16 protein-coding genes are annotated in these 14370 nt (G+C 59.8%); 6 read left to right on the forward strand and 10 right to left on the reverse strand.

The annotated features are described in order from the left end of the window. The first annotated feature begins 143 nt into the window (after window positions 1-143). A complete protein-coding gene (putP, locus tag L1075_RS01735) occupies window positions 144-1634 on the forward strand; it encodes a sodium/proline symporter PutP (protein WP_246939442.1) in 1491 nt (496 codons plus the stop codon). A 65-nt stretch (window positions 1635-1699) separates the two neighbouring features. Here the strand turns inward: putP and L1075_RS01740 are convergent, their stop codons facing one another. Together L1075_RS01740 and L1075_RS01745 are read right to left on the reverse strand one after the other, a co-directional pair. Further along, window positions 1700-2086 carry a GtrA family protein gene (locus L1075_RS01740; protein ID WP_246939445.1) on the reverse strand — a complete coding sequence of 129 codons (387 nt, stop codon included), beginning with the start codon at window positions 2084-2086 and terminating at the stop codon, window positions 1700-1702. A 2-nt stretch (window positions 2087-2088) separates the two neighbouring features. Next, complete coding sequence (locus L1075_RS01745; RefSeq protein ID WP_246939449.1) at window positions 2089-3105, reverse strand: glycosyltransferase family 2 protein; 1017 nt, start codon at window positions 3103-3105, stop codon at window positions 2089-2091. A 315-nt stretch (window positions 3106-3420) separates the two neighbouring features. Between L1075_RS01745 and L1075_RS01750 the strand changes: the two genes are divergently transcribed. Next, a complete protein-coding gene (locus tag L1075_RS01750) occupies window positions 3421-3972 on the forward strand; it encodes an OmpW/AlkL family protein (protein ID WP_040244026.1) in 552 nt (183 codons plus the stop codon). A gap of 69 nt (window positions 3973-4041) precedes the next feature. On the opposite strand, the gene L1075_RS01755 is transcribed toward L1075_RS01750, so the two are convergent. Then, window positions 4042-4368: a YqcC family protein gene (locus L1075_RS01755; RefSeq protein ID WP_040244027.1), complete on the reverse strand. Its 327-nt coding sequence runs from the start codon at window positions 4366-4368 to the stop codon at window positions 4042-4044. A 256-nt stretch (window positions 4369-4624) separates the two neighbouring features. On the opposite strand from L1075_RS01755, the gene L1075_RS01760 reads away from it, so the two are divergent. The 4 genes from L1075_RS01760 to L1075_RS01775 all read left to right on the forward strand — a co-directional run bounded on the left by L1075_RS01760 (window position 4625) and on the right by L1075_RS01775 (window position 7587). Continuing rightward, on the forward strand, window positions 4625-5659 hold the full coding sequence (locus L1075_RS01760; RefSeq protein WP_246939514.1) for a DUF3549 family protein: 1035 nt from the start codon (window positions 4625-4627) through the stop codon (window positions 5657-5659). Window positions 5660-5662: 3 nt separating this feature from the next. Further along, window positions 5663-6100, forward strand: a complete 438-nt coding sequence (locus tag L1075_RS01765) for an ATP-dependent zinc protease family protein (protein WP_040244028.1) — start codon at window positions 5663-5665, stop codon at window positions 6098-6100. 33 nt (window positions 6101-6133) lie between these two features. Continuing rightward, window positions 6134-7042 carry a 30S ribosomal protein S6--L-glutamate ligase gene (rimK, locus tag L1075_RS01770; protein WP_040244030.1) on the forward strand — a complete coding sequence of 303 codons (909 nt, stop codon included), beginning with the start codon at window positions 6134-6136 and terminating at the stop codon, window positions 7040-7042. Between the two features lie 110 nt (window positions 7043-7152). Next, window positions 7153-7587 carry a hypothetical protein gene (locus tag L1075_RS01775; RefSeq protein WP_040244032.1) on the forward strand — a complete coding sequence of 145 codons (435 nt, stop codon included), beginning with the start codon at window positions 7153-7155 and terminating at the stop codon, window positions 7585-7587. Window positions 7588-7605: 18 nt separating this feature from the next. Here the strand turns inward: L1075_RS01775 and L1075_RS01780 are convergent, their stop codons facing one another. The 7 genes from L1075_RS01780 to L1075_RS01810 all read right to left on the reverse strand — a co-directional run bounded on the left by L1075_RS01780 (window position 7606) and on the right by L1075_RS01810 (window position 14342). Then, window positions 7606-8298 (reverse strand): SanA/YdcF family protein, encoded by a 693-nt coding sequence (locus L1075_RS01780; RefSeq protein ID WP_246893796.1) that lies wholly within the window; start codon window positions 8296-8298, stop codon window positions 7606-7608. 70 nt (window positions 8299-8368) lie between these two features. Continuing rightward, window positions 8369-8932 carry a putative Fe-S cluster assembly protein SufT gene (sufT, locus tag L1075_RS01785; RefSeq protein WP_040244036.1) on the reverse strand — a complete coding sequence of 188 codons (564 nt, stop codon included), beginning with the start codon at window positions 8930-8932 and terminating at the stop codon, window positions 8369-8371. A gap of 10 nt (window positions 8933-8942) precedes the next feature. Then, window positions 8943-10184 carry a cysteine desulfurase gene (locus L1075_RS01790; protein ID WP_246939452.1) on the reverse strand — a complete coding sequence of 414 codons (1242 nt, stop codon included), beginning with the start codon at window positions 10182-10184 and terminating at the stop codon, window positions 8943-8945. A gap of 4 nt (window positions 10185-10188) precedes the next feature. Further along, on the reverse strand, window positions 10189-11526 hold the full coding sequence (gene sufD, locus L1075_RS01795; protein WP_075369643.1) for a Fe-S cluster assembly protein SufD: 1338 nt from the start codon (window positions 11524-11526) through the stop codon (window positions 10189-10191). Then, complete coding sequence (gene sufC / locus L1075_RS01800; protein ID WP_075369642.1) at window positions 11523-12275, reverse strand: Fe-S cluster assembly ATPase SufC; 753 nt, start codon at window positions 12273-12275, stop codon at window positions 11523-11525. The genes sufD and sufC overlap by 4 nt, the downstream gene beginning before the upstream one ends. Before the next feature lie 89 nt (window positions 12276-12364). Continuing rightward, a complete protein-coding gene (sufB, locus tag L1075_RS01805) occupies window positions 12365-13807 on the reverse strand; it encodes a Fe-S cluster assembly protein SufB (RefSeq protein WP_040244044.1) in 1443 nt (480 codons plus the stop codon). Window positions 13808-13874: 67 nt separating this feature from the next. Beyond that, a complete protein-coding gene (locus L1075_RS01810) occupies window positions 13875-14342 on the reverse strand; it encodes an SUF system Fe-S cluster assembly regulator (RefSeq protein ID WP_040244045.1) in 468 nt (155 codons plus the stop codon). Between the last annotated feature and the right edge of the window lie 28 nt (window positions 14343-14370).

Raw genomic sequence — 14370 nt, forward strand, 5'->3', positions numbered from 1 at the left:
GACAACGCCACTACCGGCTTCACCTCCGCGCTCTGCCTGTTCATGATGCTCGCCATCAGCGTTCTGGCTCGCATGCGTACCAACAACCTGCCGGACTGCATCCGGCCTAATAACTAAGATAATTAAGAACAGGAGACGTTTTTATGGCTATTGGTGTTTGGATCAGCCTTTTTGCTTACTTTGCGCTCATGATTGGCATTGGCCTTTATGCCATGCGCAAATCCACGTCCACGTCTGAAGATTACATGTTGGGCGGCCGAACCCTCAGCCCCAAAGTGGCGGCCTTGTCGGCCGGCGCTTCGGGCATGAGCGGCTGGTTGCTGCTGGGATTACCCGGAGCGATGTTCGTCTCTGGCTTGGGCTCGGCCTGGATCGGTATCGGCCTTTTCGTAGGGGCATTCTTCAACTGGGTTTTGGTGGCACCACGCCTTCGTGAACAGACGGTTCATTATGGCAATGCGATAACCATCCCCGCGTTCCTGGCAAACCGATTCCCGACTCGAGCAATGTCGTTGAGGACGGTATCCGCCATCGTCATCGTCGTCTTCTTCGCGGTTTACACGGCATCAGGCCTGGTGGCAGGCGGCAAGCTGTTTGAAAGCGTGTTTTCCGGCGTCATCAACATCGGTGGTCTGAGCGATTACGCGGCGGGCGTCGTCATCACTCTGGGTGTGGTGCTTGTCTATACGGTTGTCGGCGGCTTTTTGGCCGTGAGCATGACGGACTTCGTGCAAGGCTGCATCATGATGCTGGCGCTGATCATCATGCCAGCGGTCGTGATCTTCGGTGAAGGTGGCGGCGGTTTCACCCAAGCCTCGCAGACTCTGAATGAGGTCGATCCCACACTGCTATCGTGGACGGATGGATTGACCTTCATCGGTTGGCTGTCTGCAGTGGCCTGGGGACTGGGTTATTTCGGACAACTGCACATCATCGTGCGCTTCATGGCCATTCGGTCTCTGAAGGATGTGCCTATCGCCCGTAACATCGGTATGAGCTGGATGCTCATTTCCCTGATCGGTGCGGTCTCTCTGGGGATATTCGGCCGAGCCTATGCAATCCGCAATGGTATGGAGGTCGAGGATCCGGAAACGATCTTCATCATCCTGGCGGACCTGCTGTTCCATCCGCTGATCACCGGTTTCCTCTATGCGGCACTGCTTGCGGCGATCATGAGCACCGTGTCCAGCCAGCTTCTGGTGGCATCTTCATCGCTGACCGAGGACTTCTATCGCCTGTTCCTGCGTAAGCAGGCAACGGAAAAGGAGACCGTCACGATAGGTCGCGTTAGTGTCGTATTGGTTGGCTTGGTGGCCGCCTTCATTGCATCTGACCCGAACTCTCAGGTCCTGGGGCTGGTCAGCAACGCCTGGGCAGGCTTCGGTGCGGCATTCGGCCCATTGATCATCCTGTCGCTGATGTGGTCACGCACGAACGGCGCTGGCGCCATCGCAGGTATGGTCGTGGGGGCCGTCACCGTCATGATCTGGATCTCACTGGGCTGGAACGCATCGTTCATGGGAGGTTCCGGTGTATACGAGATCATTCCTGGCTTCATCGCCTCCTTCATTGCCATCCTGGTAGTGAGCAATGTGACTAAGGATGCCGGGGAATATAAGCAAATCTCTCGCTAAAAGAGCGCGCATAGCGCACGCCGATTAGTGAAAGGGCTCCTGCGGGAGCCCTTTTCGATGGTCGGTCACGGTGGTGCACCAAAGGCCCAGAAGCGCGACGCCAGGTAAGTGAGCACCGGCACCATCAATGTCGCGATCGCCACGGCAACAAAGCCGCTTAGTGGGGTCACGGCCAACAAGGCGGCCAACACCCCGTTGTTCAGAGCGAAGCCCAACGCCGCCACCAAGAAGAAACGCCTTGCCCGGCCACGCCGGCGAAAGGTAACGCGCCGATGCCCGATCAATGACACCTGGAAAGCCGCCAAAAATGCCACGAGATTCGCCACGAACTCGGACACTTCCGGCCAGAGTCCGATCAGCACGCCCGCCACCAGCAAATGTACCCCCGTGGCGATGCCCCCGACGAGCCCGAAGCGCGCAGCAGTGCCAGCCTCTCCCACGAGCCGACTCATGGTTAGCCGTTACCTCGACCGCGCGACGCTCGTGGCGTCTCGCTATCTTCGGCGACTAGATAGAGCGGCCGATGCTTGGCCTCGATGAAGAGCCGCCCCACGTATTCCCCCAGCACGCCGATCGACAACAATTGCATGCCGCCGAAAAACAGGATCGCCGTCATCAGCGACGCATAGCCGGGCACGTCGCTGCCAAATAGCACCACACGCCCCACCAGCAACACGATGTACAAGAAAGCGATCAAGGCAATCACCGCACCGAAGTAGGACCAGATCCGCAACGGCCAGGTGGAAAAGCTCACCACGCCGTCCAGTGCGAAGTTCCACAGTTTCCAGTAGTTGAACTTACTCTGCCCCGTCTCGCGGGAAGGACGTGCATAGTAAACCCCAGTGGTGCGATACCCCGGCCAGGAGAATAGCCCCTTCATGAACCGACTGCGTTCCGGCAAGCGGTTGATAGCGTCGACCACGCACCGATCCATGAGTCGGAAATCCCCCGCGTTACGTGGAATCGGCGTCTCCGCCATGCGGTTGAAGAAGCGATAGAACAAGCCGGCGGTGGCACGTTTGGTATGAGTGTCCTCGTCACGGGTACCACGCACGCCATAGACCATGTCATAACCTTCCTCACGCCACCGACGCACGAACTCGAGGATCACCTCTGGCGGATCCTGGAGATCGACATCCATGGGCACGATGGCATCACCACGGGCATGCGCGAGCCCCGCCGATAGCGCCGCCTCCTTGCCGAAGTTACGGGTCAACGAGAGGTAGCGCACGCGGGCGTCTCGCTCATGCGCGTGACGCAAGCTGGCCAGGGTCGCATCCTGCGACCCATCATCGATAAAGAGCACTTCCCAGCGCGCAATATGGCCCTCAAGGGCGTCACGGATCGCTTGCAGAAACCCCGCGATGGCGGCTTCTTCGTTCATGACAGGCACCACGATGGACAACAGCCAACCAGCACCGGTGCCTTCTTCCTGTACTCCCTCGCTCGCCGACGATGATGATAGTTCCATCTTTTCCTCCGCTTTTAGCTCGCCACGACCAACCACAGACTCAATGTCGCCATCCCCACCGCATCAACGCTCTCCTTTTGCGATGGGCTCACTTGGCAGTTAAGAGGTTTTCCACCCTCTTGGCGAATCCAATCATTTCGAGGGCACGGCACCCGTATGATGCCGAACTCACCCATCATGGTGGATCAGACTCTCTCCAAACAGAGAAAACAGTGTTTGAAAATTATTCTGGACTTTAAAAACACTGTTTCCTATACTGCAAGCGTTGATACGGAAACGCCGTTCGATACGGCGCTGTAACCTAAGGAGTACCCCATGACTAAGATTAAACTTTTTTCTGCCCTCGCCATTGCCGGCACGTGTGCTTTCGGTGCCCAGGCTGCGTTGGCTAACGATGCCGGTGATTTCTATGGCCACCTCGGCATTGCAAAAACCGACCTTGATACCGGCTACGCTGACGACGACACCGGTGCATATCTAGGCTTGGGCTACATGTTCCATGACAAGGTTGGCGTTGAGTTGAGCTCAATGACTAAGACCAAGGTTCACGCTGAAGGCGGTACCTTCAAGCAGGTTCCGATCAACCTAATGGCTCAGTACTATCCGCTTGGCGGCATCGACTCTCGTGTTCAGCCCTATGCAGGCCTTGGCGTCAACTACACCACCTTCTCTGACGAAAGCGGTGTCGGTAGCGTCGACCACTCCTGGGGCGCAACTGGCCAGCTTGGTGTCGACCTGAACGTCACGCGAAACTTCGGCTTTAACGCTTTCGCGCAGTACACCGATGTCAGCGCCGATATCAGCGGTGGAAGAGATATCGACCTCGACCCGGTCACCGTCGGTGCTGGTGTCACCGCGCGCTTCTAAAAAGAACACGTCAGTACGTTGATAAAACGCCGGGCTCTCGCCCGGCGTTTTCGTATCTGGCCATGCATCTCACGCCTCGGTAACCACCCGGTCTACCTCGGCCACGGCTTCAGTAACCACGCGACGTACGCTGGGCGAGGCGTCTTTCAGCCAAGTATCCACGGCGGGCGCCACATCGCATGACGCCGGCAACGGTGACTCGGTCTCGACCAACGTTTCGAGCCGCGCCACGAAGACATAGCGCAGCCACTGCGGCATCACCATGGTATCGACGCAAAATGGCTGCTGGCTGGCAAAAGCCGCTGCGGTTGGTTCTTCCACCCGCCACATATCGACACTGCGTAATGTCGCGACCAAGTTTTCCAATGCCTTCATCAAGTCGTCATGAGCCGTCATCTCGCCTCCTAGAAAGGGTTAAATACAACTCCATTATCGCGTTCACCCTAGGCGATTGACCACCTCGCCGATGGTTTCTCCCCAAGATGTCGTTTACCCACAGTTCATTGGGACGGGATTGTGGATAAAAGTGGGACAACCTTCGTTTGACCTTGGATGACGCCGCTTGGCAGCAAGCGTTTATTTTTTGACCAATCTAGGACTGGTCAGCGCCATCCTTGAGCGCTACAGTGCCGGCCTCGATCCCGGAGGCAGCATGCAGTCGATCACCACCCTCAGTGAATTTTTCCAACGTACCGGTGCGGAAGTACGCCTTTTCGACATGGGGCGTCGCATCGCGCCTTTCGAATTCTCACGGCTCACCGAGTTCGAAGCCGGCGCCACCCCCTGGCCCTTGCCCTGGAACGGCCAAGCGCGCCTGGCATGCGCATTCCGCCTAGGCAGCGATGCCGCAAGCGAGCCCTTGATCTGGTTCTTGGCCTTGCCCCTAGATGAGCAAGGCATGCTGGTCCCCGGACCCCGTGACGCCTTCCTCGAACGCTTGGTCGAGACCCTGGGCCGCACGGTGGAAAGCGTCGGACGCGACGACGCACCGCACATCGACAACTTGATGCGCGACAACCCCCTGGTCTTTACCCCTGAGCTCACGCAACAAGCCGTGTTGCATGCCCAGGCCGCCCGCGACTTTGCCCAGCCAGCCAGCAAACACCATGCACTGGTCTACGCCTACCTGATCGATGCCGACACCAGCGTCGACTGGCAAATGCTCGGCCTGCAGGGAATTGCCGACCTCGTGGCCCGTCTCGAAAGTGGGGAAGAAACTCGCCTAGCCGAACGCATCCCCGTACTACCGGTCGAGGTCCTGCGACCGCTTTGCTACTGTATGGAGCATCGTGACTTGGCTTCGGCATGCGTGGAGCCGCTTCGCGAACGCGCCGAACAAGCGGCGCGCTCAGGGGACCTCGAAACCGTATGCGCGGTAATTCGCGCCCTGGGCTGCAGCCGCGATTCCCGGGTCGGTGCCTGGTACGATACGCTACTCGATGATCCAGCGGCCTGCGGGCCCGATTTGCTCGCCGCCATGGCCGCGCGCGGCTGGATGCATCTCGAGGATGAGCAACGCTTGCCGCGATTCCTCACACGACTAGCGGAAACGCCACAAGCTAACTTTACCGCACTGGTACGTGACCTAGCGCTTGTGCCACGCTTGCGCCTACCGGTATTAATGACGCTGCGCCAAGCGAGTGCCGACTCTCCTATCGGTCTACACTTGGCCGAACTGGATCGTTGATGCATGAAAGCACTGCCCTATCAAGCCAAGGCCGTCATCGGCCGGCGCGAAATGGTCACTCTGCCGGAGTTGGGCCTGACGCTGTGCGCTAAAATCGACACGGGAGCGCGCACCTCGGCGCTGCATGCCGAAGATATCGAGACGTTCGAGCGGCAAGGGCATCTTTGGGTGCGTTGCATTACGCGCAGCGGCGGTCCCGACGCCCCATCGCATACGCTAGAACTCCCCCTGTACGACCGCCGCAAAGTCAGGAGTTCCAACGGGTTCGAGCAATGGCGCCACGTCATCCGAACGCACATGCAACTCGGGGGACTCGACTATCCTATCGAACTGACATTGACTGACCGGCGTAGCATGCGCCACCCCATGCTGCTTGGACGGCGCGCGCTGCGCCGCCTTCTGGTCGCGCCCGGCGCGGCCTTTCTGCACGGCGAGCCCTGATCCCGCCGGCATCGCTATCGAGTGGAGACGACCATGCACATCGGCATTCTTTCACGCAATCGCAGACTGTACTCGACGCGGCGTCTGATCGAGGCTGCCGAAGCGCGCGGGCACACCGCCCGGGTGGTCGATACGCTGCGCTGCTACATGAACATCGCCTCACACCGGCCGTCGATTCACTACAAAGGCGAGGAAATCGAGCCGTTCGACGCTATCGTGCCGCGCATCGGCGCCTCCGTCACCTTCTATGGCTGCGCCGTATTGCGCCAGTTCGAGATGATGAGTACCTATGTGCTCAACGACTCGGTGTCGATCACACGCTCGCGCGACAAGCTGCGCTCTCTGCAATTGCTATCACGCAAAGGGCTAGGGCTACCGGTTACCGGGTTCGCCCATTCACCGGACGATATTCCAGACCTGATCACCATGGTCAAAGGCGCGCCACTGGTCATCAAACTTCTCGAGGGCACCCAGGGCATCGGCGTGGTTCTGGCGGAAACCAACCAGGCCGCCGAATCGGTCATCCAGGCCTTCATGGGCATGAAAGCCAACATCATGGTCCAGGAATACATCAAAGAAGCCAAAGGCGCCGATGTGCGCTGCCTGGTGATCGGCGACAAGGTGGTCGCCGCCATGAAGCGTCAGGCGCTTGAAGGTGAGTTTCGTTCCAACCTCCACCGTGGCGGTACCGCCAGCGTCATACGCATTACCCCGGAAGAGCGTTCCACGGCTATCCGCGCCGCCAAGGCAATGGGCCTGCGCGTCGCCGGTGTGGATCTACTACGCTCCAACCACGGCCCCGTGATCATGGAGGTCAATTCCTCGCCGGGCTTGCAAGGCATCGAAACCGCCACAGGCAAGGACATTGCCGGGCAGATCATCGATTACATTGCGAAAAATGGTGTCACCCCTCGCAAAGCACCTCCCAAACCCAAGGGCTGAGTGGGGCATCCCCCGTGTGCCGTGCCACACGGGGAAATTTTCTTGCCGCCGGGGTAGCAAAACGCTGTTTCCACCCGCACAATTTGCGTCACCGGAGGAGGTGACCGCCCATGTTTCTCGATAATCGCCAAGTGGCGATGGACAGCGTGCTGGAAGCGCTGGCCGACAGTCTCGATTATTTCCAGGACAATTTCGAGCGCCTGCGTCCCGCGCTGCGCGATCGTCTGAAGCCGCATTATGAAGAGCGCGGCCAGGCCATGCGCGAGCTGCAGAAACTGGCCAAGGAACATCTCGATATTCTGCCGCGCGATGCCGACGTGGAGCGCGATGACTACCTCTGGCTATGGAGTCGTATCAAGAGTTTCGTGGGCAACGACAGCCAGGTGTTGCTAGGCGAGCTACTCGAGCAAGAGCGCGTGTTGATGCAGGCGATGGGCACGGCATTCACCCATCCTCTCCCGGATGCCGTAGAGCCGGCACTGGAGCGCTGCTGGAAGAATTGCCGAGCGTTGATCCGCGAACTCAATGCACAGCACAAGCGCTGATGCCAACCTCGGGCACCGTCACTCCTCCTTCTTGCGAATAGGCAACGTTTCAGGCGGCCCGAGAAAGTAAGGTACCCTGCCCCACAGGTAGATATCACCGACGGTCGCTGCACGTGCCAACCATTCGCGTAGCCAAAGCTGCCACTCGCCTCCAACCCGACCGTCTGGCACAGCGCACCCTTCCGCCTTCAAACCGACCGCATCGGCGATGAACAGAGCACGCGGCAAGTGCCACGCCTGCGAGATCATCAGCACGTGCTCGGCCCCGAAGACACGACGCGCCCGCACGACACTATCGAAGGTGCTGAAACCGGCATAGTCGAGCGTCATATCGTCACTATCGACGTTACGCGCACGCAATGAGCGCCACATCGAAACGGGCTCATTGTAGTAGCGCGTGCGATTGTCACCGGACAGTAAAAGGTGCTGGACACGTCCCAGGCGCAGCAGTTGCGCTGCGGCTTCCATGCGCGCGGCGAAATAGGGATTGTGGCCGCCGCCACGAAGTCCTTCGGCGGTCCCGAAGACCAGTCCGACCGGCTCGGCATCGCACACGAGCGCATCGTGATGAATACGGCCAGCCGTCTTGGCGAACACCCAGACATTGAGCGCTACCACCACGGCGAACATGAAGATCACGCCGACAAGACACCACTTGAGCAGTCGCCATCCCCACCGGATCAGCCCCCGGCGACCGTTTTCTCGCGGCATGCAGATCTCCAACGAATAAGGGGCGTCAGCCACGCCCCACCATGAGAAAGAGAGCGACTAAGACCTCGTCCTAGAACATGCCCAGTTCCAGCCTCGCCTCCTCCGTCATCATCTCACGGCTCCAGGGCGGGTCGAAAACGATCTCGACATGCACCTTGGACACTTGCGCAGCGCCCTGAAGCTTGCGCCGGGCATCTTCGGCGATCACCTCACCCATGCCGCAGCCTGGCGCGGTTAACGTCATGCGGATGGTGACCATGGTCTCGCCACTTAGAAGATGCTCGATACGGCATCCATAGACCAGACCCAGATCGACGATATTGACCGGAATCTCCGGGTCGAAACAAGTCCGCAGTTGCGCCCAAATGAAGGCCTCGAGTTGCTCGTCGCTGGCTCCCTCGGGCAGGGACGCACGCGACACTGCTTCGAGCCCCAGGGCATCGAGGTCGTGTCCCTCGATCAGGAACATGCGTCCCTCGAAGCCGACACTGACCGTTCCACCCTTGGCCTGCATCACCGAGACGATACTATCCTCGGTCAAGGTCACGCTCTTGCCGAAGGGAATCGAAATCGCCTCGACATCGCGCTGCAAGGGCATTTCTTGCCCCTTGTAGAGGCTTTGCAGTTGATCCATGCCGTCTCCGTTAGCGCACCATGGCGATGACTTTCTGTAAGGCCTCGACGAATGCATCGACCTCTTCCGGCGTGTTGTACGCGGCCAGAGAGGCGCGACACGTCGCATCGAGTCCCATGCTAGCAAGCATCGGTTGGGCACAATGATGCCCGGTACGAATCGCCACGCCAAGCTGATCGATCAGCAGGCCGATATCTTGGGAATGCGCGCCGTCGACCACGAACGATAGCACGCTCACCTTGTCAGGCGCCGTGCCGATCATGCGCAGGCCATCGACCGCCTGCAACTTGTCGGTGGCACGCTCGAGCAGGTGATGCTCCCACGCCGCCATCAGGTCGATGCCGGTATCCGCTATCCAGTCGAGTGCCGCCCCCAGGGCGATCACTTCCGCGATGGCCGGAGTGCCAGCCTCGAACTTGTGCGGAATCTCGCTGTAAACCGTGCCCTTCTCGAAAGACACGCGGCTGATCATCTCGCCACCGCCCTGCCAAGGCGGCATCGCCTCGAGCAAGGCCTCGCGGCCATAGAGAACGCCCACGCCGGTGGGGCCATAAGCCTTGTGGCCCGAGAACGCATAGAAGTCGACGTCCAGCGCCTGGACATCGACGCGTTGATGCGGCACCGCCTGGGCACCGTCGACCAGGATCAGCGCACCATGCTCATGCGCCGCGCGCGCCATTTCCGTCACCGGATTGACGGTGCCCAGCGCATTCGAGACGTGATTGACGCACACTAAACGCGTGCGCTCCCCCAGCATGTCCCGGTAAGCCGCTTGATCGAGCACGCCGCGCTCATCGACCGGAATCACCTTGAGCGTGACGTCCAGCGCCTCGGCCAGCATCTGCCAAGGTACGATATTCGAATGATGCTCCATCAACGAGACGATGATCTCGTCACCCGGGCGCAGATTAGCTCGACCCCAGCTATTGGCGACTAGATTGATCGCCTCGGTGGTGCCGCGCGTGAAGACGATCTCGCGATGCGACGCCGCCCCCAGCCAAGCACGCACCTTCTCGCGCGTGCCCTCGTAAGCCGCCGTGGCCTCGTCGGCCAGGGTATGCAACCCACGATGGATGTTGGCGTTATAGCGCCGATAGTAATCGTCCAGCGTGTCGATGACCGCCGACGGCGTCTGGCTGGTCGCCGCGTTGTCCAAATAGATCAACGGCTTGCCGTGAACTTCACGTTCGAGGATCGGGAAGTCGCTACGCACACGCGCCACATCAAGCATCGTCTCGGCAAAGGCATTCATGGGCTCAAGCCTCCTCAAGCGCGTCGGAAACCTCAACCAGATCCGCGAGATTGAAGCGCTCAGGCAATTTCCCCGCCACGGCACGCTCGACACGCTCGGTAATGACCGGCAGACGCACCTGGTCCATCACCTCGCCAGCGAACGCCAACGTCAAGAGACCGCGCGCCATTTGCTCGTCAATGCCGCGCGTGCGCAATGCGAAGACGGCTTCCTCGTCGAGCTGACCGGTCGTCGCGCCGTGCGAGCACTTGACGTCGTCGGCGTAGATTTCCAACTCCGGTTTGGTATCGATCTCGGCGCGGTCGGACAACAGCAGGTTGGCGTTGTTCTGATACGCCTCGATCTGCTGGCTATCGCGCTTGACTATCACCTTGCCGTTGAACACGCCCCGGGCACGATCATTGAGAATGCCCTTGTAGTTCTCGTTGGAGAAGGTGTTCGGCGCGTTATGGTTGACCAAGGTGTGATTGTCGACGTGCTGACGGCCCTGGACGAAGAACAAGCCATTGTAATTGGTCTCCGCGCCTTGCGCGTTGAGATCCGTGACCAAGTCGGTGCGCACCAGCGCGCCGCCCAAGTTCAAGTTGAACGACGTAAAACGTGAATCGCGGCCCTGCTCGACATGGATGCTCGCCACGTGCAGGTCCTCACTAGAGGCTTCCTGAAGCTTGTAGTGATCGACGATGGCGCCGCGTTCGAGCATGACTTCGCTGACCACGTTGGTGAAGTTGGCCGCGCCCGCTTCGCCGGCGTAATGCTCGATCACCGTGGACTGGCTACGCGCGCCGGCCATCACCAACACGCGCGGATGACTCATCCGTGCCGATTCATTGGCACGCGAGGCGAAAACCACATAGATCGGCTTTTCGACCACGACGCCCTGACCGATACGCACGACTGCGCCTTCCTCGGAAAGCGCCACGTTGAGCGCGGTGAACGGCGAGAAATCGACCCCTGCGAGACGTCCAATGGCGCCACCGATAGCCTCGTGGTTAGTACGCATTGCCGTGGTCAACGGCTCGACGGAAACGCCGTCAGGCAGATCCGTCAGATCGGACAAGTCTGCCGAGAACACACCATCGACGAATACCAGGCGATGCGCGTCCAGCGGCATGCCGAGTGCTGCGAAACGTGCCTCATCGAGTTCGGCGTCATCGGCTAGCGTGAATTCGCCTTCGGCGATGCGACGCACGTCGGTATACTTCCAGGCCTCGTCACGCTTGGTGGGAAACCCTAAAGCTTCGAAGCGTGCCGCGCCGGCCTGGCGGCGTGCCGCTACCCAAGTCGGCTCGTCATCGGCTCGTTCGCCGAGCCGCTGTAGAAAAGCGTGTGCTGCACTCATGCCGCAGACTCCTCCAGCACCCATTCATACCCACGAGCTTCGAGCTCGTTGGCAAGCTCCTTATCGCCGGACTTGACGATACGACCGTCGACCAGAACATGAACACGATCCGGCACGATGTGCTCAAGTAGACGCTGATAGTGCGTCACCATGAGAATCGCGCGATCGGCATTGCGTAGCGAGTTGATGCCCTCGGCGACCACCTTCATGGCGTCGATATCAAGCCCTGAGTCGATCTCATCGAGCATCGCCAGCTTGGGCTGCAACACCAGCATCTGCAGGATCTCGTTGCGCTTCTTCTCACCGCCCGAGAACCCCTCGTTGACCGCACGCTGCAAGAAACTGCCGTCCATCTTCATGAAACTCAGCTGCTCGCGTACCAGCTTCATGAATTCCGGCGCCGGAATTTCCTCTTCACCACGCGCGACTCGCTGAGCGTTGAGCGCCGCCTTGAGCAGGTAGATGTTCTTCACGCCCGGAATTTCCACGGGGTACTGGAACCCCAGCAGGATACCGGCCAGCGCGCGCTCTTCGATTTCCATTTCCAGCAGGTTCTTGCCTTCGAACAGTATTTCCCCGCTGGTTACCTCGTAACCGTCTTTACCCGCAATCACCGCCGAGAGCGTCGACTTGCCCGCCCCGTTGGGGCCCATCAAGGCATGAACCTCGCCGGGATTGACGGTCAAGTTAAGCCCCTTGAGGATTTCCGAGCCTTCCACCGTGACATGCAGATCTTTGACTTCGAGCATCTTGATACCTTGCTTGCGTTCGAGTCGCCCGGCGACTTCGATACATGGATTGAGACCTTGGCTGTGCGCCTGACGGCATCTCGGGTGCGTTACCCGACTGCCCCTTCCAGCGTCACATTGAGAAGCGCCTCGGCTTCCACCGCGAATTCCATCGGCAGCTCCTGGAAGACGTCCTTGCAGAAGCCGTTGACGATCATGTTGACGGCGTCTTCTTCGGAAATGCCGCGTGACTGGCAGTAGAACAGCTGATCCTCGCCGATCTTCGAGGTGGTCGCCTCGTGCTCCACGGTCGCCGAGCTATTGCCGATTTCCTGATACGGGAAGGTATGCGCGCCACAGCGGTCACCGATCAACAGCGAATCGCACTGCGTGAAGTTGCGCGCGTTCTTGGCCCGTGGACCGACCTTGACCAGGCCACGATACGCCTGATCGCTGCGGCCGGCGGCGATCCCCTTGGAGATGATGGTGGAGCGCGTTCCTTCGCCGATATGAATCATCTTGGTGCCGGTATCGGCCTGCTGGCGACCGTTGGTCACCGCCACGGAATAAAACTCGCCGACACTGTCCTTGCCGCGCAGCATGCAGGACGGATACTTCCAGGTGATCGCCGAACCGGTCTCGACCTGCGTCCAACTGATCTTGGAGCGATCGCCCCGGCAATCGCCGCGCTTGGTGACGAAGTTGTAGATACCGCCCTTGCCGTCCTCGTCACCGGGGTACCAGTTCTGGACCGTCGAGTACTTGATGTTGGCATCTTCCAGCGCCACCAGCTCGACCACCGCCGCATGCAGTTGGTTCTCGTCACGCTGCGGCGCGGTGCAGCCTTCCAGGTAGGACACTTGGGCGCGCTTGTCGCAGACGATCAGCGTACGTTCGAACTGGCCGGTATTCGCCGCATTGATGCGGAAATAAGTGGACAGCTCCATGGGGCACTCGACACCTTCGGGCACATAGACGAAGGAACCGTCAGTGAACACCGCCGAGTTGAGCGCGGCAAAGTAGTTATCGCCCTGAGGCACGACGCTACCCAGGTACTGGCGCACCAACTCCGGATACTCGCGAATCGCCTCGGAAATCGAGCAAAAGATGACACCCGCTTCTGCCAGCTTCTCCTTGAAGGTGGTCGTCACGGAGACGGAGTCGAACACCGCATCCACCGCGACCCCGGCCAGCGCCGCGCGCTCGTGCAGCGGAATCCCCAACTTCTCATAGGTTTCCAGGAGCTTGGGATCGACCTCGTCGAGGCTCTGCGGCTTATCTTCCTGCTTTTTGGGCGCGCTGTAATAGGAGATCGCTTGATAATCGATAGGCGGATAGTCGAGATGCGCCCAGGAAGGCGTAGTCATCGTCAACCATTGGCGATAAGCCTCCAGGCGCCATTCCAGCATCCACTCGGGCTCGCCTTTCTTGTTCGAGATGAAGGCGATGGTGTTTTCATCCAGCCCCGGCGGTACGGTATCGCTTTCGATGTCAGTCACGAACCCTTGGGTATATTCGCGCTGAACAAGCTCTTCCATTTCCTGACTTGCCATGGTGTCTCTCCTCCCGAGCGGTATGCTCTCGGCGCGTGGCCATCGCCACGGCCCCGATATCGTCTAATCAAATCTCGGCGCGACTCGCCAAGGTCACGCTCTGTATGGGCAATTGAACGGGCAGTTTCAGCGGTGCTTCCTGGGCTAGATGCGCCAGGGTCACGCTGTCGAGCAAGGTGCGAATAGCCAGCGAGACACGCTGCCAGTTATCAGCGACGCCGCAGGTGTTTACCAGATCGCAGTCGCCATCGGCGTGGCTGCACTCGGTCATCGCTACCGGCCCTTCGATGGCGCCGATGATATCGGAGGCGGTAATGGACGCCGCAGGTCGCGCCAACCGATAACCGCCCAACGAGCCGCGCCGCGATTCCAGAAGCCCGGCTCTCACCAGCATCTTCAACGTCTTGCTGACGGTGGGGTGTGGCAACTGCACCGCATCGGCCAGCTCGGTGGCGGCGTGTGCCTGCTCCGGGTAACGCGCGATCTGCGCCATTACCACGGCGGCATAGTCGGTTAGCTTGGAAAGCTTCAACATGCCCTCACTCCACGGATGCTCTATTGAG

Origin of the sequence: Chromohalobacter beijerinckii, assembly GCF_023061185.1 — a bacterium.
GTDB lineage: Bacteria > Pseudomonadota > Gammaproteobacteria > Pseudomonadales > Halomonadaceae > Chromohalobacter > Chromohalobacter beijerinckii.

Coding starts and splice junctions, on each gene's coding strand:
- L1075_RS01810 (WP_040244045.1), bottom strand. CDS start 14,342: ATGTTGAAGCTTTCCAAGCTAACCGACTATGCCGCCGTGGTAATGGCG.
- L1075_RS01745 (WP_246939449.1), bottom strand. CDS start 3,105: ATGGAACTATCATCATCGTCGGCGAGCGAGGGAGTACAGGAAGAAGGC.
- L1075_RS01750 (WP_040244026.1), top strand. CDS start 3,421: ATGACTAAGATTAAACTTTTTTCTGCCCTCGCCATTGCCGGCACGTGT.
- L1075_RS01740 (WP_246939445.1), bottom strand. CDS start 2,086: ATGAGTCGGCTCGTGGGAGAGGCTGGCACTGCTGCGCGCTTCGGGCTC.
- sufT (WP_040244036.1), bottom strand. CDS start 8,932: ATGGATCAACTGCAAAGCCTCTACAAGGGGCAAGAAATGCCCTTGCAG.
- L1075_RS01780 (WP_246893796.1), bottom strand. CDS start 8,298: ATGCCGCGAGAAAACGGTCGCCGGGGGCTGATCCGGTGGGGATGGCGA.
- sufB (WP_040244044.1), bottom strand. CDS start 13,807: ATGGCAAGTCAGGAAATGGAAGAGCTTGTTCAGCGCGAATATACCCAA.
- L1075_RS01755 (WP_040244027.1), bottom strand. CDS start 4,368: ATGACGGCTCATGACGACTTGATGAAGGCATTGGAAAACTTGGTCGCG.
- L1075_RS01765 (WP_040244028.1), top strand. CDS start 5,663: ATGAAAGCACTGCCCTATCAAGCCAAGGCCGTCATCGGCCGGCGCGAA.
- L1075_RS01790 (WP_246939452.1), bottom strand. CDS start 10,184: ATGAATGCCTTTGCCGAGACGATGCTTGATGTGGCGCGTGTGCGTAGC.
- putP (WP_246939442.1), top strand. CDS start 144: ATGGCTATTGGTGTTTGGATCAGCCTTTTTGCTTACTTTGCGCTCATG.
- rimK (WP_040244030.1), top strand. CDS start 6,134: ATGCACATCGGCATTCTTTCACGCAATCGCAGACTGTACTCGACGCGG.
- L1075_RS01775 (WP_040244032.1), top strand. CDS start 7,153: ATGTTTCTCGATAATCGCCAAGTGGCGATGGACAGCGTGCTGGAAGCG.
- sufC (WP_075369642.1), bottom strand. CDS start 12,275: ATGCTCGAAGTCAAAGATCTGCATGTCACGGTGGAAGGCTCGGAAATC.
- L1075_RS01760 (WP_246939514.1), top strand. CDS start 4,625: ATGCAGTCGATCACCACCCTCAGTGAATTTTTCCAACGTACCGGTGCG.
- sufD (WP_075369643.1), bottom strand. CDS start 11,526: ATGAGTGCAGCACACGCTTTTCTACAGCGGCTCGGCGAACGAGCCGAT.